The 22,973-nt window shown below is 46.2% G+C and carries 29 protein-coding genes; 26 read left to right on the forward strand and 3 right to left on the reverse strand.

All coding sequences use genetic code 11. The annotated features are described in order from the left end of the window. Positions 1-119 precede the first annotated feature (119 nt). The 9 genes from atpI to ACWJJS_RS02150 all read left to right on the forward strand — a co-directional run bounded on the left by atpI (position 120) and on the right by ACWJJS_RS02150 (position 7,033). On the forward strand, positions 120-503 hold the full coding sequence (gene atpI / locus ACWJJS_RS02110; protein WP_003151155.1) for an ATP synthase subunit I: 384 nt from the start codon (positions 120-122) through the stop codon (positions 501-503). Positions 504-510: 7 nt separating this feature from the next. Beyond that, positions 511-1,245 (forward strand): F0F1 ATP synthase subunit A, encoded by a 735-nt coding sequence (gene atpB / locus ACWJJS_RS02115; RefSeq protein ID WP_003151158.1) that lies wholly within the window; start codon positions 511-513, stop codon positions 1,243-1,245. A 45-nt stretch (positions 1,246-1,290) separates the two neighbouring features. After that, positions 1,291-1,503 (forward strand): F0F1 ATP synthase subunit C, encoded by a 213-nt coding sequence (atpE, locus tag ACWJJS_RS02120; protein ID WP_003151167.1) that lies wholly within the window; start codon positions 1,291-1,293, stop codon positions 1,501-1,503. A 142-nt stretch (positions 1,504-1,645) separates the two neighbouring features. After that, complete coding sequence (gene atpF / locus ACWJJS_RS02125; RefSeq protein WP_003151168.1) at positions 1,646-2,158, forward strand: F0F1 ATP synthase subunit B; 513 nt, start codon at positions 1,646-1,648, stop codon at positions 2,156-2,158. After that, positions 2,155-2,700: a F0F1 ATP synthase subunit delta gene (locus ACWJJS_RS02130; protein WP_003151169.1), complete on the forward strand. Its 546-nt coding sequence runs from the start codon at positions 2,155-2,157 to the stop codon at positions 2,698-2,700. Before atpF ends, ACWJJS_RS02130 begins: the two co-directional genes overlap by 4 nt. 16 nt (positions 2,701-2,716) lie before the next feature. Next, a complete protein-coding gene (gene atpA, locus ACWJJS_RS02135; protein WP_003151170.1) occupies positions 2,717-4,225 on the forward strand; it encodes a F0F1 ATP synthase subunit alpha in 1,509 nt (502 codons plus the stop codon). A 75-nt stretch (positions 4,226-4,300) separates the two neighbouring features. Next, complete coding sequence (gene atpG, locus ACWJJS_RS02140) at positions 4,301-5,164, forward strand: ATP synthase F1 subunit gamma (RefSeq protein ID WP_003151172.1); 864 nt, start codon at positions 4,301-4,303, stop codon at positions 5,162-5,164. Positions 5,165-5,189: 25 nt separating this feature from the next. Continuing rightward, positions 5,190-6,611, forward strand: coding sequence for a F0F1 ATP synthase subunit beta (atpD, locus tag ACWJJS_RS02145; protein WP_003151173.1), 1,422 nt, complete (start codon positions 5,190-5,192; stop codon positions 6,609-6,611). A gap of 23 nt (positions 6,612-6,634) precedes the next feature. Further along, positions 6,635-7,033: a F0F1 ATP synthase subunit epsilon gene (locus ACWJJS_RS02150; RefSeq protein WP_003151176.1), complete on the forward strand. Its 399-nt coding sequence runs from the start codon at positions 6,635-6,637 to the stop codon at positions 7,031-7,033. A gap of 44 nt (positions 7,034-7,077) precedes the next feature. Here ACWJJS_RS02150 and ACWJJS_RS02155 read toward each other — a convergent pair whose 3' ends face one another. Further along, a complete protein-coding gene (locus ACWJJS_RS02155) occupies positions 7,078-7,548 on the reverse strand; it encodes a hypothetical protein (RefSeq protein WP_003151179.1) in 471 nt (156 codons plus the stop codon). A gap of 172 nt (positions 7,549-7,720) precedes the next feature. On the opposite strand from ACWJJS_RS02155, the gene ACWJJS_RS02160 reads away from it, so the two are divergent. The 17 genes from ACWJJS_RS02160 (at position 7,721) to ACWJJS_RS02240 (ending at position 21,354) form a co-directional block, all read left to right on the forward strand. Beyond that, positions 7,721-7,951, forward strand: coding sequence for a DUF1146 family protein (locus ACWJJS_RS02160; protein WP_003151181.1), 231 nt, complete (start codon positions 7,721-7,723; stop codon positions 7,949-7,951). A 141-nt stretch (positions 7,952-8,092) separates the two neighbouring features. Further along, on the forward strand, positions 8,093-8,833 hold the full coding sequence (locus tag ACWJJS_RS02165) for a YwmB family TATA-box binding protein (RefSeq protein ID WP_003151183.1): 741 nt from the start codon (positions 8,093-8,095) through the stop codon (positions 8,831-8,833). Between the two features lie 33 nt (positions 8,834-8,866). Further along, positions 8,867-10,177 carry a UDP-N-acetylglucosamine 1-carboxyvinyltransferase gene (gene murA / locus ACWJJS_RS02170; protein ID WP_007407592.1) on the forward strand — a complete coding sequence of 437 codons (1,311 nt, stop codon included), beginning with the start codon at positions 8,867-8,869 and terminating at the stop codon, positions 10,175-10,177. Between the two features lie 199 nt (positions 10,178-10,376). Continuing rightward, positions 10,377-11,408, forward strand: a complete 1,032-nt coding sequence (gene spoIID, locus ACWJJS_RS02175) for a stage II sporulation protein D (RefSeq protein WP_102422815.1) — start codon at positions 10,377-10,379, stop codon at positions 11,406-11,408. Between the two features lie 265 nt (positions 11,409-11,673). After that, positions 11,674-12,360, forward strand: coding sequence for a VWA domain-containing protein (locus ACWJJS_RS02180; RefSeq protein ID WP_003151188.1), 687 nt, complete (start codon positions 11,674-11,676; stop codon positions 12,358-12,360). Positions 12,361-12,670: 310 nt separating this feature from the next. Continuing rightward, entirely contained in the window at positions 12,671-13,351 is a 681-nt protein-coding gene (locus tag ACWJJS_RS02185) for a VWA domain-containing protein (protein WP_015387578.1), read from the forward strand. 86 nt (positions 13,352-13,437) lie between these two features. Next, entirely contained in the window at positions 13,438-13,602 is a 165-nt protein-coding gene (locus tag ACWJJS_RS02190) for a hypothetical protein (RefSeq protein ID WP_007407587.1), read from the forward strand. A gap of 94 nt (positions 13,603-13,696) precedes the next feature. After that, positions 13,697-14,485, forward strand: coding sequence for a formate dehydrogenase accessory sulfurtransferase FdhD (gene fdhD, locus ACWJJS_RS02195; RefSeq protein WP_014306001.1), 789 nt, complete (start codon positions 13,697-13,699; stop codon positions 14,483-14,485). Positions 14,486-14,502: 17 nt separating this feature from the next. Then, entirely contained in the window at positions 14,503-15,528 is a 1,026-nt protein-coding gene (gene moaA / locus ACWJJS_RS02200) for a GTP 3',8-cyclase MoaA (protein WP_454023276.1), read from the forward strand. Positions 15,529-15,718: 190 nt separating this feature from the next. Next, positions 15,719-16,849, forward strand: a complete 1,131-nt coding sequence (locus ACWJJS_RS02205; protein ID WP_053573977.1) for a response regulator aspartate phosphatase — start codon at positions 15,719-15,721, stop codon at positions 16,847-16,849. 121 nt (positions 16,850-16,970) lie between these two features. Beyond that, entirely contained in the window at positions 16,971-17,450 is a 480-nt protein-coding gene (locus tag ACWJJS_RS02210) for a hypothetical protein (protein ID WP_065982538.1), read from the forward strand. Positions 17,451-17,523: 73 nt separating this feature from the next. Next, positions 17,524-17,712, forward strand: a complete 189-nt coding sequence (locus tag ACWJJS_RS02215; protein ID WP_003151197.1) for a CsbD family protein — start codon at positions 17,524-17,526, stop codon at positions 17,710-17,712. Positions 17,713-18,065: 353 nt separating this feature from the next. Continuing rightward, a complete protein-coding gene (gene ureA, locus ACWJJS_RS02220; protein ID WP_003151198.1) occupies positions 18,066-18,383 on the forward strand; it encodes an urease subunit gamma in 318 nt (105 codons plus the stop codon). Beyond that, positions 18,380-18,754 (forward strand): urease subunit beta, encoded by a 375-nt coding sequence (ureB, locus tag ACWJJS_RS02225; RefSeq protein ID WP_454023277.1) that lies wholly within the window; start codon positions 18,380-18,382, stop codon positions 18,752-18,754. Before ureA ends, ureB begins: the two co-directional genes overlap by 4 nt. Then, positions 18,751-20,460 (forward strand): urease subunit alpha, encoded by a 1,710-nt coding sequence (gene ureC, locus ACWJJS_RS02230; RefSeq protein ID WP_014305996.1) that lies wholly within the window; start codon positions 18,751-18,753, stop codon positions 20,458-20,460. The genes ureB and ureC overlap by 4 nt, the downstream gene beginning before the upstream one ends. Before the next feature lie 140 nt (positions 20,461-20,600). Continuing rightward, positions 20,601-21,005 carry an Rrf2 family transcriptional regulator gene (locus ACWJJS_RS02235; protein WP_003151203.1) on the forward strand — a complete coding sequence of 135 codons (405 nt, stop codon included), beginning with the start codon at positions 20,601-20,603 and terminating at the stop codon, positions 21,003-21,005. Positions 21,006-21,042: 37 nt separating this feature from the next. Next, positions 21,043-21,354 carry a hypothetical protein gene (locus ACWJJS_RS02240; RefSeq protein ID WP_454023278.1) on the forward strand — a complete coding sequence of 104 codons (312 nt, stop codon included), beginning with the start codon at positions 21,043-21,045 and terminating at the stop codon, positions 21,352-21,354. A 24-nt stretch (positions 21,355-21,378) separates the two neighbouring features. Here the strand turns inward: ACWJJS_RS02240 and xynA are convergent, their stop codons facing one another. Both xynA and ACWJJS_RS02250 read right to left on the reverse strand, forming a co-directional pair. Beyond that, complete coding sequence (xynA, locus tag ACWJJS_RS02245) at positions 21,379-22,020, reverse strand: endo-1,4-beta-xylanase XynA (RefSeq protein ID WP_007407578.1); 642 nt, start codon at positions 22,018-22,020, stop codon at positions 21,379-21,381. A 472-nt stretch (positions 22,021-22,492) separates the two neighbouring features. Then, positions 22,493-22,879: a DUF5362 family protein gene (locus ACWJJS_RS02250; protein WP_070082504.1), complete on the reverse strand. Its 387-nt coding sequence runs from the start codon at positions 22,877-22,879 to the stop codon at positions 22,493-22,495. Positions 22,880-22,973 lie beyond the last annotated feature (94 nt).

Below are 22,973 nucleotides of genomic sequence, written 5' to 3' on the forward strand. Positions count from 1 at the left end.
ATGAGTGGTTTTTTCGAACAGGCCGTTTTGCGGACAAAAAAGGCCTTCTGCAAGGGTTAACCGCATGTTTTGCCGTATCCAGAAATTATATTACATTTTCATCAGGAGACAGATAGTTGATGGACGATCCCAATCTTACATTCAGCAGACAACGGAGATATGTATTTGTAATCTTAGCAATCTATTTGCTGGGATATGGTCTTACGGCGTATAAAACTGTTTTTTTAGGCCTCTTTTTGGGAACTGTTTTCAGTTTGTTTAATTTGTGGCTCTTGACCAGAAGAATGAATGCTTTTGACAAGGCCGTGGCGAAAGGAAAGTCCATACGATCACTCGGGAGCGCAGCGCGTTGGTGCAATGCGATACTTGCGATGGCTGTCGCCTTTAAATATCCCGATAAAGTCAGTGTGGCAAGTGTGATTATTGGATTAATGACAATTTATCCCGTCATTATGATAGATTCCATTATTCAGCTCAAACGTTCATCAATGGAAGAGAGGTGAAAACCCATTGAATCACGATTACAGAACTATTGATTTGTTTGGTCTTACTTTTAATCTGACAAACATTCTGATGATTACTGTGGCAAGTGTGATTGTGCTGCTGATTGCGATTCTTACTACAAGAACGCTGTCCATCCGTCCGGGAAAAGCCCAGAACTTCATGGAATGGATTGTTGATTTTGTCCGCAATATTATAGGCAGTACAATGGATTTAAAAACAGGGGCTAACTTCTTGGCGCTTGGTGTAACCTTGCTGATGTACATATTTGTATCAAATATGCTAGGGCTGCCGTTTTCTGTAACGGTCGGACACGAGCTTTGGTGGAAATCACCGACGGCCGATCCGGCTATTACTCTGACTCTAGCCGTTATGGTTGTGTCGTTAACGCACTATTACGGCGTGAAGATGAAAGGTTTGAAGGAATACTCTAAGGATTACCTCAGACCGGTTCCGCTTATGTTCCCGATGAAGATCATTGAGGAGTTTGCGAATACGCTGACACTCGGACTTCGTCTTTACGGTAACATTTTCGCCGGGGAAATTCTTCTTGGCCTGCTTGCGAATCTGGCGACGAATTTCTACTCAAACAGTTTCTTTCTCGGTTTGGTCGGCACAGTCGGAGCCATTATTCCGATGCTTGCATGGCAGGCATTCAGCTTGTTCATCGGTACCATCCAGGCATTTATCTTTACGATGCTGACGATGGTGTACATGTCACACAAAATCAGTCATGATCATTAAAATCATATATCCATTCGGATAACATTTTAAAGGAGGAACTTTTTCATGAATTTAATAGCAGCTGCAATTGCAATCGGTTTAGGCGCACTTGGTGCAGGTATTGGTAACGGTCTGATCGTTTCACGTACGGTAGAGGGAATCGCCCGTCAGCCGGAAGCAGGAAAAGAACTTAGAACTCTTATGTTCATGGGTATCGCATTGGTTGAGGCCCTTCCGATTATCGCTGTCGTTATCGCGTTCTTAGCGTTCTTTGGCTAAGCAAAAAAGCCTTATATGAACTAAAAATGGCGAAGATCACTCTAAGAGAACCTTCGCCATTGCTTTATGTCTGATAAGCAGGCCGTCCCGAAACGGCTTTTTATCAGCAGAGAAAACCTGCAGAAGGGAGTTGCCGTAGTAGATGTCTCAATTACCTCTTGAATTAGGACTGTCGTTTAACGGCGGAGATATCCTATTCCAATTGTTAGCTATGTTAGTTTTATTAGCGCTTCTCAAGAAATTCGCTCTGGGACCGCTATTAAATATAATGAAACAGCGTGAAGATCATATCGCCGGCGAAATTACGTCCGCTGAAGAAAGAAATAAAGAAGCGCAGAAGCTGATTGAAGAGCAGCGCGTTCTTTTAAAAGAAGCGAAACAGGAATCACAATCACTCATTGAAAATGCGAAAAAACTGGGTGAAAAGCAGAAGGAAGACATTATCCAGGCTGCACGCGCCGAGTCTGAAAGATTGAAAGAAGCGGCGAGAACCGAAATTGTCAAAGAAAAAGAACAAGCGGTTTCCGCACTTCGCGAGCAAGTCGCATCACTTTCTGTCTTAATCGCATCGAAAGTGATTGAAAAAGAGCTTGATGAACAAGCCCAGGAACAACTGATTCAGGACTATCTTAAAGAGGTAGGAGAAAGCCGATGAGTGGATCTGCTGTCTCTAAACGATACGCGTCAGCGCTTTTCGACATTGCCGTTGAGACTTCTCAAATCAATGAAATCGAAGAAGAGCTTACCGTACTAAAAGAAGTGTTCCGGAACGAAGCCGGATTACAGGAAGTGTTAAGCCATCCGAAGGTATCGGCCGCTAAGAAAAAAGAGCTGATTCAGCAATCGTTCGGCGCACTGTCTGAGTCTGTGCTGCATACGATTTTTCTTCTGATTGACCGCCGCCGGTCTTCGATTGTGCCTGATCTCACAGACGAGTTTATCAAACTTGCCAATCAGGCCCGTCAGACAGAGGACGCGGTTGTTTATTCAGTAAAACCGCTGTCAGAAGCGGAAATGTTATCATTGTCTCAAGTGTTTGCAAAAAAAGCCGGAATCGCTTCGCTCAGAATCAGAAATGAAGTGCAGACGGATTTAATAGGCGGCATTAAAGTCCGCATTGGAAACCGGATTTATGACGGAAGCGTAAGCGGAAAGCTTGAGCGCATGGAACGTCAACTTGCCGGAGGAAATCGATAGAAGGGGTGAAACCTAAGTGAGCATCAAAGCTGAAGAGATTAGCACGCTGATAAAGCAGCAAATTCAAAATTACCAATCTGAAATTGAAGTTCATGACGTAGGTACAGTCATCCAAGTCGGAGACGGTATTGCGCGTGTGCACGGCCTTGACAATTGTATGGCCGGTGAACTTGTTGAGTTTTCAAACGGCGTTTTGGGTATGGCTCAAAACCTTGAAGAATCCAACGTAGGTATCGTTATCTTAGGACCTTACAGAGATATCCGTGAAGGTGATGAGGTCAAAAGAACGGGCCGCATCATGGAAGTTCCTGTAGGTGAAGAATTAATCGGACGTATCGTCAACCCGCTCGGACAGCCGGTAGACGGACTGGGTCCGATTCTGACAAGCAAAACACGTCCGATCGAAAGCCAGGCTCCAGGCGTAATGGACCGTAAATCGGTACATGAGCCGCTGCAAACGGGTATCAAAGCGATCGACGCGTTAATTCCGATCGGCCGCGGACAGCGTGAGCTGATTATCGGGGACCGTCAGACAGGTAAAACATCTGTTGCGATTGATACAATCTTAAACCAAAAAGATCAAGACATGATCTGTGTGTACGTAGCGATCGGTCAAAAAGAATCTACAGTGCGCGGCGTGGTGGAAACACTTCGTAAGCATGGCGCGCTTGATTACACGATTGTCGTGACGGCGTCCGCTTCACAGCCGGCTCCGCTTCTTTACCTTGCACCGTATGCAGGGGTGACAATGGGTGAAGAATTCATGTACAACGGCAAGCACGTTCTCGTCGTATATGATGATTTATCCAAACAAGCAGCCGCTTATCGTGAGCTGTCATTGCTTCTTCGCCGTCCGCCGGGCCGTGAAGCATTCCCTGGGGATGTATTCTATCTTCACTCCCGTCTGCTTGAGCGCGCAGCCAAGCTGAGTGACGCTAAAGGCGCAGGATCAATTACGGCGCTGCCGTTCGTCGAAACACAAGCAGGAGATATCTCCGCTTATATCCCGACAAACGTCATTTCCATTACTGACGGACAGATTTTCCTTCAATCCGACCTATTCTTCTCAGGCGTGCGTCCTGCGATCAATGCCGGATTATCCGTATCCCGTGTCGGCGGGTCAGCCCAAATCAAAGCGATGAAAAAGGTAGCGGGAACATTGCGTCTTGACCTTGCTTCATACCGTGAACTTGAAGCATTCGCCCAATTCGGATCTGATCTTGACCAGGCGACTCAGGCGAAACTGAACCGCGGTGCGCGTACAGTTGAAGTGCTGAAACAAGACTTGAATAAGCCGCTTCCGGTTGAAAAACAGGTAGCCATTCTTTATGCGCTGACAAAAGGATATCTTGATGATATTCCGGTTGCGGATATCAGACGTTTTGAAGAAGAGTACTACATGTACCTTGATCAAAACCATAAAGATCTGCTTGACGGCATTGCGAAAACAGGAAACCTTCCTGCTGATGAAGACTTCAAAGCTGCAATCGAAGGCTTCAAACGCACATTTGCACCAAGCAACTAACCCTTAGAAGATGAGAGAAAAAGGTTCTCTTTTTCTCTCTTTTTACGCAAATGAAGAATAAAGGTGGTGAAATCTTTGGCCTCATTACGCGATATTAAGTCAAGGATCACGTCAACGAAAAAAACAAGCCAGATTACAAAAGCCATGCAGATGGTATCCGCTGCGAAGCTGAACCGTGCGGAAACCAACGCGAAGTCATTTGCTCCGTATATGGATAAGATCCAGGAGGTTGTGTTTAACGTCGGAAAAGGCGCGAAAAACGCGAAACACCCGATGCTTGTCTCAAGAGAAGTGAAAAAGACGGCGTATCTCGTCATTACGTCTGACCGCGGGCTTGCGGGTGCGTTTAACAGTTCGGTTTTGCGAAACGCTTACCGCACCATTCAAGAACGCCATCAGTCTAAAGATGAATACACGGTGATTGCAATCGGCAGAGTCGGCCGCGATTTCTTCAAAAAACGGGAGATGCCGATTTTGTCTGAGTTAGTGGGGCTTGGCGACGAGGTCACTTTTGCTCAGATTAAAGATTTGACCCGTCAGACGGTTCAAATGTTTATCGACGGCGCATTTGATGAACTGCATTTGGTGTATAACCATTTCGTCAGTGCGATTTCACAGGAAGTGACGGAGAAAAAAGTGCTGCCTTTAACGGATTTCGGAACGAGCGGCGGGAAGCGCACGGCTTCTTACGAGTTCGAACCGGATGAAGAAGAGGTGCTCGAAGTGCTGCTTCCTCAATATGCGGAAAGCTTAATTTACGGCGCGCTTCTTGACAGTAAAGCAAGTGAACACGCTGCGAGAATGACAGCAATGAAAAATGCGACTGATAATGCGAAAGAACTCATTGATTCACTTTCGCTTTCATATAACCGCGCGCGTCAAGCGGCGATTACACAAGAAATTACCGAAATTGTCGGCGGTGCAGCCGCTTTAGAATAGAAAGATTTTGTCAGGAGGGATAGCGATGAAGAAAGGACGCGTAAGTCAGGTGCTTGGACCGGTTGTCGACGTACGTTTCGAGGACGGCCACTTGCCTGCGATTTATAATGCGATTAAAGTTTCACAGCCAGCTACAGGCGAAAATGAAGTAGGCATCGACCTAACGCTAGAGGTTGCTCTTCATTTAGGTGATGATACAGTCCGTACAATTGCCATGGCATCTACGGACGGAATTCAGCGCGGAATGGAAGCTGTTGATACAGGTGCGCCGATTTCCGTTCCTGTCGGTGATGTGACTCTCGGACGCGTATTTAACGTACTGGGAGATAAAATTGATTTAAATGAACCGCTGCCTGCGGATGCTCAAAAGGACCCGATCCACAGATCAGCTCCTTCATTCGATGAGCTTTCAACTGAGGTTGAAATTCTTGAAACGGGAATTAAGGTTGTTGACCTGCTCGCTCCTTACATCAAGGGCGGTAAAATCGGATTGTTCGGCGGCGCCGGCGTAGGTAAAACCGTATTAATCCAGGAATTAATCAACAACATCGCGCAAGAGCACGGCGGTATTTCCGTATTCGCCGGTGTAGGAGAGCGTACTCGTGAAGGGAACGACCTTTTCTACGAAATGAGCGATTCAGGCGTTATCAAGAAAACAGCCATGGTCTTCGGACAAATGAACGAGCCGCCGGGCGCACGTATGCGTGTAGCACTGACGGGTCTTACAATGGCTGAGCATTTCCGTGATAAACAAGGACAGGACGTACTGTTCTTTATCGATAACATTTTCCGTTTCACACAAGCGGGTTCAGAGGTTTCCGCGCTTCTCGGCCGTATGCCTTCTGCGGTTGGTTATCAGCCGACGCTTGCGACAGAAATGGGTCAGCTTCAAGAGCGTATTACGTCTACAAACGTTGGTTCAGTTACATCTATCCAGGCGATCTACGTGCCTGCCGATGACTACACTGACCCGGCGCCGGCGACAACGTTCGCTCACTTGGATGCAACGACTAACCTTGAGCGTAAATTAACTGAAATGGGTATCTACCCTGCGGTTGATCCGCTGGCTTCCACTTCCCGCGCGCTTGCTCCGGAAATTGTCGGAGAAGAGCATTATGCGGTGGCGCGTGAAGTCCAGTCAACGCTTCAGCGTTACAAAGAACTTCAGGATATTATCGCGATTCTCGGTATGGACGAATTAGGTGAAGAAGACAAGCTTGTCGTTCACCGCGCACGCCGTATCCAGTTCTTCCTTTCTCAAAACTTCCACGTAGCTGAGCAGTTTACGGGACAAAAGGGTTCTTACGTGCCTGTTAAAGAAACGGTACGAGGCTTTAAAGAAATCCTTTCCGGTAAATATGACCATCTTCCGGAAGATGCATTCCGTCTTGTGGGACGCATTGAAGAAGTCATTGAGAATGCAAAAGAGATGGGTGTAGAAGTTTAATCTGGTCCTAGGAGGGTAAAAGCATGAAGACCGTTAAAGTCAATATCGTTACTCCCGACGGCCCAGTATATGATGCTGATATTGAAATGGTGAGTGTAAGAGCCGAGAGCGGTGATCTCGGTATCCTGCCTGGCCATATTCCGACCGTGGCTCCGCTTAAAATCGGCGCTGTCCGCCTTAAAAAAGACGGGCAGACCGAATTGGCGGCTGTCAGCGGCGGATTTTTAGAAGTCCGTCCTGATCAGGTCACTATCCTTGCACAAGCCGCTGAAACAGCGGAAAGCATTGATAAAGAGCGCGCCCTTGCTGCGAAAAAGCGGGCGGAAGACCGTTTGAACAAACGATCAGATGATACTGACATTCGTCGGGCTGAGCTTGCGTTACAGCGGGCTGTAAACAGATTGGATGTTGCAGGAAACTAAAAAAGAATCCTTCTCGGCTGTCTGAGAAGGATTCTTTTTCTATATTAACGCATAAGAGATTCATAGACGCCGATAAGCGGATGATCCTCTTCTTTTTGCAGATATAAATGTTCGCAGCAGTTGTCGGTGTGCCACGTTTTGTTTCCTCTCCGCACACCCGTCGTATAAGCGCCGTCCGTATACGGATAAGGTTTGACGACCCATTCGGCATCGTCATGATGTCTGATGGCGCAATCGATGACATACACACTGAGCATTTTCTCAAATTCGTCAATCGGCAGGTTCCAATCCGCCAAAAGCAGCTCTTTTATGCTGCGGAAGTAAAGAGCTTCCACTGCCAGCAGGCTGCCGGGTGAATAATCAAGAGAAATGTTGAAAAACTGACATAATTCTTTCAGTTCCTCTGTTTGAGACTGTCTATAATCATAGTAGAATGCTATCGCTTCCCACTCGTGGTCAAATACGGGAAGTGTTTCTCCATACTGCTTTTCCGGATGAAAAAAGGAATGATTCATATTCCCATCTCCTTTCCAAAAAAGTATATCATACCGGAGAACGGACATTTAAGCGGGGATTGCCCCTAATTTTGGATAAAAATTCTGATGTAAAAATGATCATCTTTCTCTCTTCTTCTTATATAATAAGAGAGGATATGAGGGGCGGAAAAAATGAAAGGAGATGGAATTTGTGAATGTATTGGGGCAGCAGGCCGCAATCAGCATCCTGGTTCACCTGGTATGCATTGCGGTGACATGGTGGGCGCTTCAGGCCGTCAACTTTGATCCGCTGATCCGAAAAGGAAAAATAGTGCAGGCGAGGCTGCTGATCATTCTTCTTACCATTGCGATCGGTACGGCAGTCGCCAACTTCTTTTTAGATTATCTTACCTATTCGAAACAGCTTCCATACTTATTTTAAGATGTTTCGTCTGTTGAAATGAAGGGAATCGCTGGGTGAGAAACCAATTTTTCTTCACCCGCTTGGCGAGTTTTGACGAAGTTTTCCATGTATTGCTTTCCCCGGCTCCGGCAAAAATGGGAGTAAGGGGGAGAGATCGATATGAAGAAAAAAAGAGCAGGCCGCATCATCTTGTTTTTTGTTTTTTTAAGCGCCTTAATAGCGGTATTTCATTCCATTCATGCAAGTGAGCTGTCTCCGCTTGCCCAGATTGCCGAAGGAATGGAGCGGCAGCAGGTCACTGTGGATGAATGGACGCTTCATGCGAAAAAAAATCTGAACCTGTCACTGAGTGAATTTGATGACAAGGTAAAAGAACTGAAGACACAGTATCCGCAATATCATTGGGAATCCGCGCGGGAAGATAAAATCGTAAAGGCCGTCGGCACGTATTCTGACAAAAAAAATCACACAACTTTTAAACTGCAGCTCGTCACTACCCTCAAAAACCAGAACCCAACTTCGTATTTATTATATGAGCAAATGAGCCCGGAGCAACCGGAAAACTGGAATGATACATATGAACAGTTTGAACGGCAGGCACATGACATATTTCAAAATAAAGTATTTATTTTTACTTGTCTAAAGGGTCATTTAAATGATAATATGAGTATTGTTTTGCAAAAAAAAGCAGAACAGCTCATGAAAGAATTTGAAGCAAGTCCAGTTGAACATGTAGTTGAGCCTCATTTCGTTTCTGTTTCTGCATTTACATATAAGTGGACAGATTACATCATGACATCGAAACATAAGATGAATGTGCAAGTTGCGCTTAGAAGTGCGGGAATGGGCGGAAAACATACCGTTACGGTTGGCACACCAATCGTGACGACTGAATATTAATATAGAGAATATAGGGACGCGGAGGGGAATACCTTGGAAAAAATCATCGTCCGCGGCGGTCAGAAGTTAAACGGCACAGTGAAAGTTGAAGGAGCAAAAAATGCCGTTTTACCAGTTATCGCTGCATCTTTATTAGCAAGTGAAGAAAAAAGCGTAATATGTGATGTACCTACGCTCTCCGATGTATATACAATTAATGAAGTGTTGCGTCATTTAGGAGCAGATGTGCATTTTGAGAATAATGAAGTTACCGTAAACGCTTCTTACGCTTTAGAAACAGAAGCACCTTTTGAATATGTGCGCAAAATGCGCGCGTCAGTGCTTGTTATGGGCCCTCTGTTAGCCCGTACGGGTCATTCAAGAGTAGCGCTTCCGGGCGGCTGCGCAATCGGCTCAAGACCGATTGATCAGCATTTAAAAGGCTTTGAAGCAATGGGTGCAAAAATCAAAGTAGGCAACGGCTTTATTGAAGCAGAAGTGGAAGGCCGTCTGCAGGGCGCAAAAATCTATTTAGATTTCCCAAGTGTGGGTGCGACAGAAAACTTGATTATGGCAGCTGCTTTAGCTGAAGGAACAACAACGCTTGAAAACGTGGCAAAAGAGCCTGAAATCGTTGACTTAGCGAACTATATCAATGCGATGGGCGGAAAAATCCGCGGAGCCGGCACAGGCACCATTAAAATTGAAGGTGTCGAGAAGCTTCACGGCGTAAGACACAACATCATTCCTGACCGTATTGAAGCGGGTACTTTCATGGTGGCTGCGGCTATCACGGAAGGAAATGTATTAGTAAAAGGTGCGGTTCCTGAGCATCTTACGTCTTTAATTGCGAAAATGGAAGAAATGGGAGTCAAAATTACGGATGAAGGAGAAGGCCTTCGTGTCATCGGTCCTGCCCAGCTGAAGCCGATCGACATTAAAACGATGCCTCACCCAGGATTCCCGACTGATATGCAGTCGCAAATGATGGCGCTGCTTCTCCGTGCGAGCGGAACAAGCATGATTACTGAAACTGTGTTTGAAAACCGTTTTATGCATGCTGAAGAATTCCGCCGGATGAATGGCGACATTAAAATTGAAGGACGTTCTGTGATCATTAACGGTCCTGTACAGCTGCAAGGCGCAGAAGTTGCCGCTACGGACCTGCGTGCGGGCGCGGCGCTGATTCTTGCGGGATTAGTGGCTGAAGGTCATACACGCGTCACGGAACTGAAGCACTTGGATCGCGGTTATGTGAATTTCCATAAAAAACTTGCGGCCCTCGGCGCTGACATCGAGCGTGTCGTTGATGAAACGGCCGCTGAACAAGAAAGCAAAGAAGTCGTAACTGACCTAAACGCATAATGGCTGTAAAAACAGTATGTCAATCTGGCATACTGTTTTTTTATGGTTTATCATCATTATTATGCTCTGATTTTCAAAAAAGAATACGTTTTTCGCGTGAAAAACGGAATAAAGATTCTGTCCAAAAGGAAGTCATATTAGCTTGTCCCTGCCCATAAGATGAAGTAGAGTCGAATCCCAAGCAGGAGGCAGCTGATATATGAAACCGATTGTATTTCTACTATCCGGGCTGTGTATACTTATTCTTCTTGTTCCCACCATTCTCGTTCTTCCGTTTCAGGCGGAAAAAGGAGCAGCCGTAAACAGAGAGCCCGGACACAAAACAGCACACACCACACGAGAAACAAAAGGAGCAGAAACATTGAAAGAATCACCTGTATCCATTCCGGTTTATCGGACATCCAAACATTCTGTAGAGAACATTCCGCTTGAAGAGTACGTGATCGGTGTCGTGGCTTCCGAAATGCCCGCAAACTTTAAACCGGAAGCCTTAAAAGCCCAGGCGCTCGCCGCCCGGACTTTCATCGTCAGACTGATGGTCGCTGACTCAGCCGTTCAGGCGCCGAAAGGATCACTGGTGGATGATACGCAAATGTTCCAAGTCTATCAAAGCAAAAGCCAGCTGAAAAAAGAATGGGGTTCTAAGTACGCACACAACCTCAAGAAAATCACAAACGCGGTCGCAGGCACGCAAGGAAAGATTTTAACGTACGACAACAAGCCGATTGAGGCATCTTTCTTCTCTACGAGCAACGGGTATACGGAAAATGCGGAAGCCTATTGGACAAGCGCCATTCCTTATTTAAAGAGCGTGAAAAGTCCGTGGGATAAGCAATCGCCGAAATATCTCGCCACCCAGACCTTCAGTGTGCCGGAGTTTCAGCAAAAGCTCGGCGTACAGCTCTCGGGGCAAAACACGGTAGGGCAGATTACAGCCAGAACGCCGGGCCATCAAGTGGCGACGGCCGTCATAAACGGCAAAAAGCTGAAGGGAAGAGACATCCGGGAAAAACTCGGACTCCGTTCTGCCGACTTTGAATGGAAACGGAACGGCGGCAGCATCACCATTACGACAAAAGGATTCGGCCACGGCGTCGGCATGAGCCAGTACGGGGCCAATTACATGGCGGAGCAGGGGAAATCCGTGGCGGACATCGTCAAGCATTATTATCAGGGAGTGGACATTTCCGAAGCAGATTCATTTTTAAACAAATATATGGCGAAAAAATAGACGCTTTCATGAGCGTCTGTTTTTTTTGAAAACTATTCCATAAACGGTAAAGCAACCAACAGACTCATATAACGAAAGCCTAAAGGCTGACAAATGCCGTCTGAAGGCTGAGCGCCGGGTGAAAATCACTGATAAAAATGCCGTATCTATGTGAATATACGCAAAAATAATGAGGAACGCCGTCCTATTTATTTCCCTTTTCATCTCATTTACGATAAATATTGTTCGGCGTTGAACGTAAATCTATTGAAAAGGGGAAGAAGCAATGAAAAAAACACTTTCACTCATAATCATGCTCGGATTGATGCTGACTGCTGCATCTCCTGCTTTTGCTGCCGAGAATGCAAACGAGAAGACATTTTTATTTAAAAACAATATCGCCATTTTGCTTGATGCAAGCGGCAGTATGGCGAAACGGATTGACGGCGTTTCCAAATACAATATGGCAAAAGATGAAATCGTCCGTTTTGCAGATCGAATTAAGTCTACATCACAGGTCAGAATGACGGTTTTCGGTTCGGAAGGCAATAATAAAAACTCCGGCAAAGTTCAATCTTGTGAATCCATTCGCGGTGTATACGGATTCCAAAAGTTTGACAGACAGAGCTTCCTCAATTCTCTGAACGGAATCGGGCCTACGGGCTGGACACCGATTGCAAAAGCATTAGAAGATGCGAAGGCTTCTTTTAACGGCGTTCATAAATTCGGCTTTAAATCCGTTTACCTGTTGACAGACGGTGAGGAGACATGCGGCGGAGATCCTATTAAGACAGCGAAAGAACTTCGCAAACATCATATTAAAGTCAACGTGATCGGCTTTGACTTTAAAGAAGGCTTCAACGGACAGCTTCACGCAATTGCCGGTGCGGGCGGAGGAAAATATTACGAAGCTCACAGCCAAAAGGATATGAACCGCATCTTTACGATGGAAGCGAGTTCATTAGCGAAATAAGAAAAGGTGCCGTTTAGCGGCCCTTTTTTTTATGTTCCATTTAACAAAAGTTTCAAGAAAAGATGAAGAGAAAACTGTAAAAAGAATCAGATTCCGGACTTATATTACAAAAAGGGCGAAAAAGGCATTAAATCTGTCATCATTTATCCAATCTTTTTAGGATGATGCGCATAATTCTGTTCATTTTTAACGGCGTACAGCCGCTTATACAAAAGGAATCCCGCCCTATATCTTTTTGCATACTCCTCATCTAGCATAGAGAAGAGCCGGGGGCCCATCGGCCAAAAACAAACGGAGAGGAATGAAGGAAATGAAAAAAATGTTCACTGCGGGGATTGTCGGACTTTTGACGCTTTCACTCGGATCGCCTGTTTTTGCAGCTGAGAAAAAGCACGAAGAAACAAACGTCGCCGTGCTGTTTGACGCAAGCGGGAGCATGATACAAAAAACAGGGGGAGAGCGTAAAATAGATGTTGCGAAAGAGTCTGTCACTTCTTTTGCGGAAGTTCTTCCTGAAGACACGAATCTGATGCTTCGGGTATTCGGGCATAAGGGCAATAATAAAAACTCAGGCAAAGCCGTATCATGTAACGCGACAGAAACGTTATACGGCCTTCAGCCGTACGCCGTGACTCCATTTGAGCAATCACTCAGCAAGATTAAACCGACCGGCTGGACACCGATAGCGAAAGCGCTTTCTGATACACGTGAAGAATTTGAGCGGGCCGGCGCTAAAGGGAAAAACGTCGTATATCTGATCACAGACGGTGAAGAAACATGCGGCGGGAATCCTCAGGCCGAAATTCAAAAGCTCCGTAAAGCGAATGTCAACACGGTCGTCAATATCATCGGCTTCAACTTCGGCATGAAAGGAAGCGAAAGCCTTGAAAAAGCGGCGGAAGCGGGAGGCGGCACATACGTCTCAGCTGACAGCGCGGACGAGTTCAAACAGGCTTGGGAAGACGCTGCAAAGGATTTAGCAAAAGAATAGGTTAAAAAAGGGCGCCCGCGCGGCGTCTTTTTTTGTTTAGAAAACGGAACCGCGGGAATGATACGGATAAAAGGAGATGAACGCTGTTGTTAAAAGGAGCAGGCATTATATTGGTGCTGGCGGCAGTCGTTTTTGTTCTGATGGGGATTTTTCTGAAGCTTGCCGCCTTCATATTCGTCAGTATATTGGCCATTATCGCCGCAGTAATTTTATTCACCATTTTGAGCAGACATCATCGCAACGAAACATAGAGTCCGAAGAGGGCTCTTTTTTTAAACCGCAAATTCGACAAAATACAGGGATTGTGGAAGAATAAAAGAGAAGGATACTGCGGAGGGGAAAAAAGTGGATGAAAAAACAACAGCGGTAAGAGACATATACCGCTATGAAAAAGGGGTATTAACAAAGACGGCAGATCGGATGGTTTCAGAGTATCCGCTTACCGTCATGGTGAACGGGCAGGAATTTGTTACGCTCGTCTGCACGCCTGACCATTTAGAGGAACTCGTCATCGGATTTCTCGCATCAGAAGGCGTCATTCGTTTTGAAAAAGAGATCAAAAGCTTTACTATAGATGAAAGTCTCGGGTTTGCATATGTTGAACTGACGAATCCCGGAGTGCTTGAGCAAAAAGACTATACGAAGAGGGTCATCGGTTCATGCTGCGGGAAAGGCCGCCATTTTTACTTTCAGCAGGATGTGAAAACGGCCAAAACCGCCGTCAGCCGGATTACCATAACTCCTGAGACGTGCCTTCGCCTGATGAAGGAGATGCAAAGCGGAAGCGGCACCTTCCGGGAAACGGGCGGCGTCCATAATGCAGCGCTGTGCGATACGGAAAAGCTGCTCTTGATGAGGACGGATATCGGGCGCCACAACGCGCTGGATAAGCTGTACGGCTGCTGTTTGAAAAACGGAATGCCCGTCCGTGACAAGCTGATCGTCTTCAGCGGCCGGATTTCCTCAGAGGTTTTATTAAAAGCCGCAAAAATCGGCGTGTCGATTGTCATTTCAAAATCGGCGCCGACGGAGCTCGCGCTGCAAATGGCGGAAGAGCTGAACATCACCGCGATCGGTTTTGTCAGAAACGGATCATTTAACGTATACACACATCCTGAACGGGTTGAACAATAGAAAGGGGTCTTGGGCTTATGAATACAGAAACGCGCCGGGTGACAGACAAAAGGGAAAGGCCGCTCAGGGATCTTCGTATCTCTGTAACCGACCGCTGCAACTTCAGATGCACGTACTGTATGCCAGCCGAATTATTCGGACCGGATTATCCATTTTTACAAAAGACGGAATTGCTCTCCTTCGAGGAGCTTGAGCGGCTTGCGAAGCTGTTTGTCGGCCGCTTCGGCGTTGAAAAAATCAGGCTGACGGGCGGAGAGCCGCTCATGAGAAAAGATATGCCTGAATTGATCAAAAAACTTGCGCGCATCCCCGGACTTAAAGATATCGCGATGACGACAAACGGCTCTCTGCTTCCCGTGTATGCGGAAAAACTGAAGCAGGCGGGGCTGCATCGAGTGACAGTCAGCCTCGATTCTTTAGAGGATGAGCGGTTTAAGGCCATTAACGGCCGCGGCGTTTCGGTGAAAAAGGTGCTTGAGGGCATTGAGGCGGCAAAAGCGGCCGGACTCGGTGTGAAAATCAATATGGTTGTTCAAAAGGGCGTCAATGAAAAAGATGTCCTGCCGATGGCCCGCTATTTTAAAGAAAAGGGTCATATTCTCCGGTTTATTGAATTTATGGATGTAGGCAATACGAATCAATGGAATAAAAAAGACGTGATCACGAAGGCCGAGATTATTGATCTGGTCAACCAGCACATGCCGACGGAGCCGATAGAAGCGAATTATAAAGGGGAGGTCGCTTCCAGGTTCCGCTATCTTGACGGTTCCGGCGAAATCGGCGTGATTTCCTCCGTCTCGGATGCATTCTGCGCCTCCTGCAACAGAGCGCGCCTGTCGGCGAGAGGCGAGCTGTTTACGTGCCTGTTTGCGTCAAGCGGCTATGATGTTCGGAAACTCGTGCGCGGCGGTCTGACCGATGATGAATTGACGGAATCCATCGCTTCTGTCTGGAGAAATCGCACGGATCAGTATTCAATTGACCGCGCGCTTTCTAAAACGGATGGGAAAAAGAAAGTGGAAATGTCTTATATAGGCGGATGAAGAAAAGCTTGCCCGGACAAGGGCAGGCTTTTTTATTCACATTATGAGAGCGGTCTGTTCAAAAAATACCGGTGACAGCCGAAATATATGATAGGAATTTTGATGCAGGACAATCAAGTTATGCAATTCCAAAGCCATACAATATGTTAAAATATAACCAATAGAAATTAGAAAAGGTTGTGAAAGGGGCATGACCGCATACGAGATTCCGTCATCTCAAGTTGGAGTCAAGATCAACAAATGGTACAAGCACATTTTAGCGTTTCAAGCGGCTGATGCCATAAAGCTGAAAGAGGAAATTGATGAGGATATACAACGTATGGAGGAAGACCAGCTGCTGCTGTTATATTATCAGCTGATCAGCTACCGCCATCATATTATGCTTGATTACGTCAAGCCGGAATGCACCGAACAATCACAGATTCAGTACAGCGAGCTGCAAAAGACGATCGAAAGCACGGACAGTATATCAGGACTGTCTGAGTATTATTTCCATTTGTTCAGAGGAATGTATGAATTCGATCACAATAACTATGTTGCGGCTATTTCTTTTTACCGGAAAGCGGAAAAACTCCTTTCATTTGTCGAGGATGATATAGAGAGGGCGGAATTCCATTTCAAGATGTCTGAAGTGTTTTACGTCATGAAGCAGACTCATTTTTCCATGAATCACGGGATTCAGGCGCTGGATACGTATATGAAACACGATTTTTACAGAGTGCGGAGAATTCAATGCCATTTCGTCATCTCAGGAAACTACATCGACTGCAAAAACTACGACAAAGCGCTTGAGCATTTAGACGAAGCCCTCCGCCTTTCTTTGCTTGAAGGACAGCCCCGCCTGATCGGGTCTTCGCTTTACAATCTGGGGAATTGTTATTCTGAAAAGCGGGATCTGGATGAAGCGGCCCGGTACTTTAGAAAAGCGGTTCCCGTTTTTGAAGAGCATCAGCTTGAACAGCTTCCGAAGGCGCTGTTCAGCTTAACGCACACCCTTTTCAGGCTGCATGATGACCAAGCGGCCCTTACCTATTATGAAAGAGGGATCATGATCGCGAAAGAACGCGGCGACCGATTCAGTTTAGAGAAGTATAAGTTTTTACAAGCGCTTTATTTGGAGTCTCTCAATATGGATTTAATTCATGAAGTGTTTGACTATATGAATGAAAAATCGCTGTATGTGTATATTGAAGATTTCGCCTTGGAGGCCGCCGTTTACACAAGCGCACATGAGCAATATAAAGAAGCGGCGTATTTTTATGAAAAAGCGATTCGCATGAGAGAAAACATTCAAAAAGAACAGTGTTTATACGATATATAATTTTCTTAACCATCTGATCAGCAGATGGTTATTTTTTTATGCACATCAGGACGTTTGATCATAGAAAAAATCGGAAAAATCGCAAAAGAGGGAAAAAAGTACGATGGGAAGGAGGGATTTGTTGTTCGGATTTAATGATATGATAAAGTTTTTCGTTTCATTTCTCATCATTCTCCCGATGGTGTCTGTCATCCATGTGTCGGGACACAGCTTTATGGCCATGCTGTTCGGAGGCAAGGCGTCATTGGATATCGGAATGGGGAAACGTCTTTTAAAAGTAGGGCCGATTCAGGTTCGGCGTATCTACTTCATAGATTCTTTCTGCAAGTTCGGCGAATTGCGGATAGATAACCGCCTGACGAGCGCGCTCGTCTATTCCGGAGGCTGTCTGTTTAATCTCGCTTCTATCTTTTTAATAAATCTGCTGATCATAAAAGATGTCCTTGAGCCAAACTTATTTTTTTACCAATTTGTCTATTTTTCAACTTATTATGTTTTCTTTGCTCTTCTGCCCGTGCAATACGGGGATAATAAGCTGTCAGACGGATTGGCCGTTTACAAAGTGATCCGCTACGGGGAACGCTGTGAAATCAATAATTGAGAGTTGAAATGTTTGCTATCAGGCTGAAAGGGAAGAAAACAAGTACACAAAAACAAAAGGAGCTGAAGAGATCATGAGTGAAGATAACGGTTTAAAAGACAAAGTAAAAGGCGGCATGAACAAAATGAAAGGGGAAGCAAAGGACAAAGCAGGCGACATGGCAAACAAGTCCGACTTAAAAGCGGAAGGTAAAAAAGACAAAGCGAAAGGCAGCCTGCAAAAGGGTGTCGGTAAAACGAAAGATAAACTCAGTGATGATTAATTTGATCGTGAAACACAGCAAAAGCCCAAAATATTTTGGGCTTTTTGTTATGAGAAATGACAAAAATTCCAGTTCGTTTGGTTAATATTCACTAAATTTTTAAATATTCTATAAATTCCCCGGCGATTTCTTTATAATATTCACAAAGAATGTAACCTTTCTTCACATTTAATTAAACGTTTGTTGAAGAAAAAAATGAGAAATCGGTCATTTCTGCAAAAGGAATCGGGCCGTTCACCGTCGAATAACTTTTATCACTTGACATTTCATGAGGTGAAGGGGGTAACGGCCGCCTGCATCGTTTCGGTATGACCATGCGGATTGCGTTTGACTATCACTAAGGGGGAATACAGATGAAACTGACACCGGTTGAACAAGAAAAATTGCTTATTTTTACGGCGGGAGAGCTCGCTAAGCAACGGAAGGCGCGCGGCGTCCTGCTGAATTATCCCGAAGCCGCCGCATATTTGACCTGTTATCTGATGGAAGGCGCGAGAGACGGAAAAAGCGTTGCGGAGCTGATGGAATCCGGCCGCAATGTATTGACGGAAAAAGACGTTATGGAAGGCGTTGCGGAAATGCTGGACAGCATTCAGGTGGAAGCGACGTTCCCGGACGGGGTTAAGCTTGTCACCGTTCATCAGCCGATCAAAGCGGAGGTGAAGTCATGAAGCCGGGAGCGATTCAAGTCGCAAAGGGGACCATCACCATTAACGAAGGCCGGAAGACGCTGGAGGTGTCAGTCACCAATAACGGAACACGGTCAGTGCAGGTAGGATCGCATTTTCATTTTGCCGAAGCCAACGGCGCCCTTTCCTTCAATCGGGACAAAGCAATCGGCATGCGCCTTGATATCCCGTCAGGCACATCTGTCCGTTTTGAACCGGGAGAAGAGAAAGCCGTCACGCTCGTGGAAATCGGAGGGCGAAAAATGGTCAGAGGCCTCAACGGCATGGCCGATACGTATATGGATGAGCGGGGAAAAGAGAAGACGCTGTCAAATCTTAAAAAAGCCGGATGGATGGAGGAGGCGATCCGATGAAAATGTCACGTGAGCAATACGCAGAACTGTTCGGACCGACAACGGGAGACAAAGTCAGACTCGGAGATACGGATTTATGGATTGAAGTCGAAAAAGATTTCACGAATTACGGGGAAGAAATGATTTTCGGCGGAGGGAAAACAATCCGGGACGGCATGGGGCAGAACGGGCGTATCACCGGGAAAGACGGAGCGCTTGATCTGGTCATTACAAACGCCGTCATCCTGGATTATACCGGAATCGTCAAGGCGGATATCGGGGTGAAGGACGGCCGGATTGTCGGCGTCGGGAAAAGCGGCAACCCTGATATGATGGATGGGGTGGACCCGCACATGATTATCGGTGCCGGAACAGAAGTCATTTCCGGCGAAGGGAAAATCGTAACGGCCGGCGGGGTGGATACGCATATCCACTTTATCTGCCCGCAGCAGATGGAAGTCGCGCTTTCTTCAGGTGTGACCACGCTTCTCGGCGGCGGAACAGGTCCTGCGACGGGAAGTAAAGCGACGACTTGTACATCCGGTGCATGGTACATGTCGAGAATGCTGGAAGCGGCCGAGGAGTTTCCGATCAATGTCGGTTTCTTAGGAAAAGGAAATGCATCCGATAAAGCGCCGCTGATCGAGCAGGTGGAAGCAGGCGCGATCGGCCTGAAGCTGCATGAAGATTGGGGATCAACGCCAAGCGCCATTAAAGCTTGCATGGAAGCAGCGGATGAGGCGGACATTCAGGTGGCGATCCACACAGACACGATAAATGAAGCGGGCTTTTTAGAAAATACGCTTGATGCGATCGGCGACCGGGTTATCCATACATATCACATAGAGGGAGCCGGCGGAGGCCATGCACCGGATATTATGAAACTCGCATCTTACGCCAATATCCTGCCGTCCTCTACGACGCCGACGATTCCATATACCGTCAACACGATGGACGAGCATCTTGATATGATGATGGTCTGCCATCATTTAGATTCAAAAGTGCCTGAAGACGTGGCGTTCAGTCATTCACGCATCAGAGCGGCCACCATTGCGGCGGAGGATATTCTGCACGATATCGGCGCGATCAGCATGACGTCATCTGACTCGCAGGCGATGGGCAGGGTGGGAGAAGTGATTATCAGGACATGGCAGGTTGCCGATAAAATGAAAAAACAGCGAGGCGCTCTATCAGGAGAAAACGGCAATGACAATGTGCGCGCCAAACGCTATATCGCCAAATACACGATCAACCCGGCTGTCACTCACGGCCTAAGCCATGAAGTCGGTTCCGTTGAAAAAGGAAAGCTTGCCGACCTTGTACTATGGGACCCGGTTTTCTTCGGCGTCAAACCTGAACTTGTGCTCAAAGGCGGCATGATCGCCCGCGCCCAGATGGGAGATCCGAATGCTTCCATTCCGACGCCTGAGCCCGTGTTTATGCGGCAGATGTACGCATCCTACGGTAAAGCAAACCGAAATACCTCTATTACATTTATGTCCCAGGCCGGTATCGCAAACGGTGTGCCGGAAAAGCTCGGCCTTGAAAAAATGATTTCTCCCGTACGGAATATCCGTAAGCTGAGTAAGCTCGACATGAAGCTGAATGACGCGATGCCGAATATACATGTCGATCCGAAAACCTATCAGGTGTTCGCCGACGGAGAAGAGCTGGCATGCCAGCCCGTCAGTTATGTTCCGTTAGGACAGCGTTATTTCTTATTTTAATCCCTCTCCGGCCGGTTTCCCGCCGGCCTGTTTACCCTCTATTGCCAACTTGATTTCATCCTGCCGCCCGTTTTAGTGTATATTAGTAGTTGACAAACAAATGAAATGTAACCATTGTGGTTACAACGGTGGTGAAAAACATGATTAACAGCCGTCTTGCTGTGGCCATTCACATTTTATCGCTGATCTCAACGGATGAACGGGCGTCATCGGACATGATTGCGGGCAGCGTAAACACCAATCCCGTCGTAGTGCGGAGAACGATCAGCCAGCTGAAAAAAGCGGGTATTCTGACATCCCGGGCGGGTGTTCCGGGAGCCAGCCTGAAAAAAGATCCGTCGGAGATCACCCTCTTAGAGGTTTACAGGGCGGTGCAGAATAAGGAAGAGCTTTTTGCGGTTCACGACAATCCGAACCCCGACTGTCCGGTCGGCAAAAATATTCAGCGCGCGCTCGATGAGACGTTCGGAAGCGTACAGCGGGCAATGGAGAATGAACTTGCGAGCAAGTCCCTTTATGATGTAATGAATCATCTCTTTTGTTAAAAAGAGATGGGTTCATGCCGCTAGAGGTGTAACGGAAATGGTTACAATGGATAATGAGGAAATCACGGTTTTGGCTTCATATTCAGACAAGCTTGGATGCGGGATTGCGATCTGTTTAATGAAGAAATCCTCCGAAACTAAAGGAGGTGGTAACCGGGATATTTTTATTTTGCTTAAGGCTTATGTGAAGGTGTCTGTTGTAAGCGGGTTACCAAAAAAAGACGGAACTCTTATTTTAATACGCGCTAAAAAAACTGATGGAGAATATCCTGCCTCCGGTAATGCCAAAACCGTTCGCCTCTTCACAATCATTATAAAATTTCTCAAGGAACGATCAGCAGCCCGTTAGCTGCCCCTCATTAAAGATGAGCTGTTACCACACTGTTACATTAGAACTTCCGCTGCTTTTATATCCTTCTGTCGCTAAGACTTGATAAGCCCAATTACTGCCCAGATTCATTCCATGGCTCTTCCATGCGTTAACATGATTGCTGAAAGTGATTGCAGCGTTGCTTCCGGTTGGTCTCTTCGACTGGCGGACACTCCAGTACTGCGTAAAAGTAGTGTTATCGCCATCAATGGAAGGTGCATTATAACGTGTCGTTGTATATATGTCATATGTACCTCCATCACTCTTTACAGTACCTTTATACGTTCCGGTAGGTCTGTAAGTACCCCATGAATCCACTACATAATATTCGATGAGAGGTGCTCTCGTCCAGCCATATAAAGTCAAATATCCATTGCCATTCGGCGCCCAAACACCGGCATTATAGTTTATTGTTCTAAATGGCGAGCCTGTAGTCCAGCCTTTACCAACAACGAAATTTCCGGTATTAGACCAATTAACACTGTAATTCCCGCCAGAGCCATTGACTGCGTTTACTGTTCCGCCCCCGTCAGTCCAATTTTGCCAGTAATCTGTGCCAGCTGCAGAGGCGGTTGCCGAAAACATGCTGATACTCATGAAAGCTGCCGTTAATCCCACTAAGAATTTCTTTTTAAACTTAAACATATGTTACCTCCTATACTATTTTTTCTGACTTTGACATGAGGCAGCACTCGTAAATATTTAACAAACGCCAACGCTTTTGATCGTTCCTTTCAATATAATAGCATGAATACATGAGTGAATATTAAGAACAATTGTAATTTAATTACAAAGACCCAAAAAACTGTATGATGAGTGGTCTTGTACCGCCATAGCCTTATTTCGCAGAACTGAGTGATTTCAGTTGAAACTCTGAGGAAAAGTTTTATTTGAAAAAACTTTTTTGCCGAAAGAATATCTGCATACAGCGCTTCAGCAGGCGAGAATTTACAAGACCTTGAGAGCACGGAGTCCATGACCCGAACGGAAAGCGCGCTGGAGCATACAGCGTCAATGCTGTTCGCCGTATTGGCAAATCCAAAGCAGAAAAACTTTACCGTTGTCGAAGAAGCGGAATAAGAAAAAATCCCGGGCGGATGCGCCGGGATTTTCCTTTTTAATATGTATTGGCATCAATATTATTAAATACGCCGTCCACGATGCCGAGCGTCATGAGGACAATGAAGAGAACGATACCGAGAACGGACAAGCCGACCGTCACGATCAGATAGATCCCCTGCATTTTCACGAACTTTGCATAATTCTCCAGCATATGTTCCTCTGTCAGTTCATTGAACTGCGCCGCCATCTGTCCCGCTTCATTTGCCGAGCGCATCAGAAAAATGCCGGCAATGATCTGCAGAACGCCGGGAATGGCTCCGATTAAAAAGAAAAACGCGCCCGACAGCGCCGCAAACGCGCCTATAATAATAAATAAAATACCTGTCGCTTTTCCCCATTTCGAAATAGAAATAAGCGAACGATTCACTGATTCAGGTTTCAAACTATGGCACTCCTTTACAAAAAAATACTCACTTTTCATTTATACACTATTCGGTCATTCTTTTGAATATAAAATGTGTTTTTTCAAGCCGTGT

It is taken from the genome of Bacillus sp. JK106 (genome assembly GCF_053663355.1).

What these genes read in the sequence shown, in the direction of transcription:
- atpI (WP_003151155.1), top strand. Translation starts at nt 120, where the DNA reads ATGGACGATCCCAATCTTACATTCAGCAGACAACGGAGATATGTATTT.
- atpE (WP_003151167.1), top strand. Translation starts at nt 1,291, where the DNA reads ATGAATTTAATAGCAGCTGCAATTGCAATCGGTTTAGGCGCACTTGGT.
- atpF (WP_003151168.1), top strand. Translation starts at nt 1,646, where the DNA reads ATGTCTCAATTACCTCTTGAATTAGGACTGTCGTTTAACGGCGGAGAT.
- ACWJJS_RS02130 (WP_003151169.1), top strand. Translation starts at nt 2,155, where the DNA reads ATGAGTGGATCTGCTGTCTCTAAACGATACGCGTCAGCGCTTTTCGAC.
- atpD (WP_003151173.1), top strand. Translation starts at nt 5,190, where the DNA reads ATGAAGAAAGGACGCGTAAGTCAGGTGCTTGGACCGGTTGTCGACGTA.
- ACWJJS_RS02150 (WP_003151176.1), top strand. Translation starts at nt 6,635, where the DNA reads ATGAAGACCGTTAAAGTCAATATCGTTACTCCCGACGGCCCAGTATAT.
- ACWJJS_RS02155 (WP_003151179.1), bottom strand. Translation starts at nt 7,548, where the DNA reads ATGAATCATTCCTTTTTTCATCCGGAAAAGCAGTATGGAGAAACACTT.
- ACWJJS_RS02165 (WP_003151183.1), top strand. Translation starts at nt 8,093, where the DNA reads ATGAAGAAAAAAAGAGCAGGCCGCATCATCTTGTTTTTTGTTTTTTTA.
- spoIID (WP_102422815.1), top strand. Translation starts at nt 10,377, where the DNA reads ATGAAACCGATTGTATTTCTACTATCCGGGCTGTGTATACTTATTCTT.
- ACWJJS_RS02180 (WP_003151188.1), top strand. Translation starts at nt 11,674, where the DNA reads ATGAAAAAAACACTTTCACTCATAATCATGCTCGGATTGATGCTGACT.
- ACWJJS_RS02185 (WP_015387578.1), top strand. Translation starts at nt 12,671, where the DNA reads ATGAAAAAAATGTTCACTGCGGGGATTGTCGGACTTTTGACGCTTTCA.
- moaA (WP_454023276.1), top strand. Translation starts at nt 14,503, where the DNA reads ATGAATACAGAAACGCGCCGGGTGACAGACAAAAGGGAAAGGCCGCTC.
- ACWJJS_RS02205 (WP_053573977.1), top strand. Translation starts at nt 15,719, where the DNA reads ATGACCGCATACGAGATTCCGTCATCTCAAGTTGGAGTCAAGATCAAC.
- ACWJJS_RS02215 (WP_003151197.1), top strand. Translation starts at nt 17,524, where the DNA reads ATGAGTGAAGATAACGGTTTAAAAGACAAAGTAAAAGGCGGCATGAAC.
- ureA (WP_003151198.1), top strand. Translation starts at nt 18,066, where the DNA reads ATGAAACTGACACCGGTTGAACAAGAAAAATTGCTTATTTTTACGGCG.
- ureB (WP_454023277.1), top strand. Translation starts at nt 18,380, where the DNA reads ATGAAGCCGGGAGCGATTCAAGTCGCAAAGGGGACCATCACCATTAAC.
- ureC (WP_014305996.1), top strand. Translation starts at nt 18,751, where the DNA reads ATGAAAATGTCACGTGAGCAATACGCAGAACTGTTCGGACCGACAACG.
- ACWJJS_RS02235 (WP_003151203.1), top strand. Translation starts at nt 20,601, where the DNA reads ATGATTAACAGCCGTCTTGCTGTGGCCATTCACATTTTATCGCTGATC.
- ACWJJS_RS02240 (WP_454023278.1), top strand. Translation starts at nt 21,043, where the DNA reads ATGGTTACAATGGATAATGAGGAAATCACGGTTTTGGCTTCATATTCA.
- xynA (WP_007407578.1), bottom strand. Translation starts at nt 22,020, where the DNA reads ATGTTTAAGTTTAAAAAGAAATTCTTAGTGGGATTAACGGCAGCTTTC.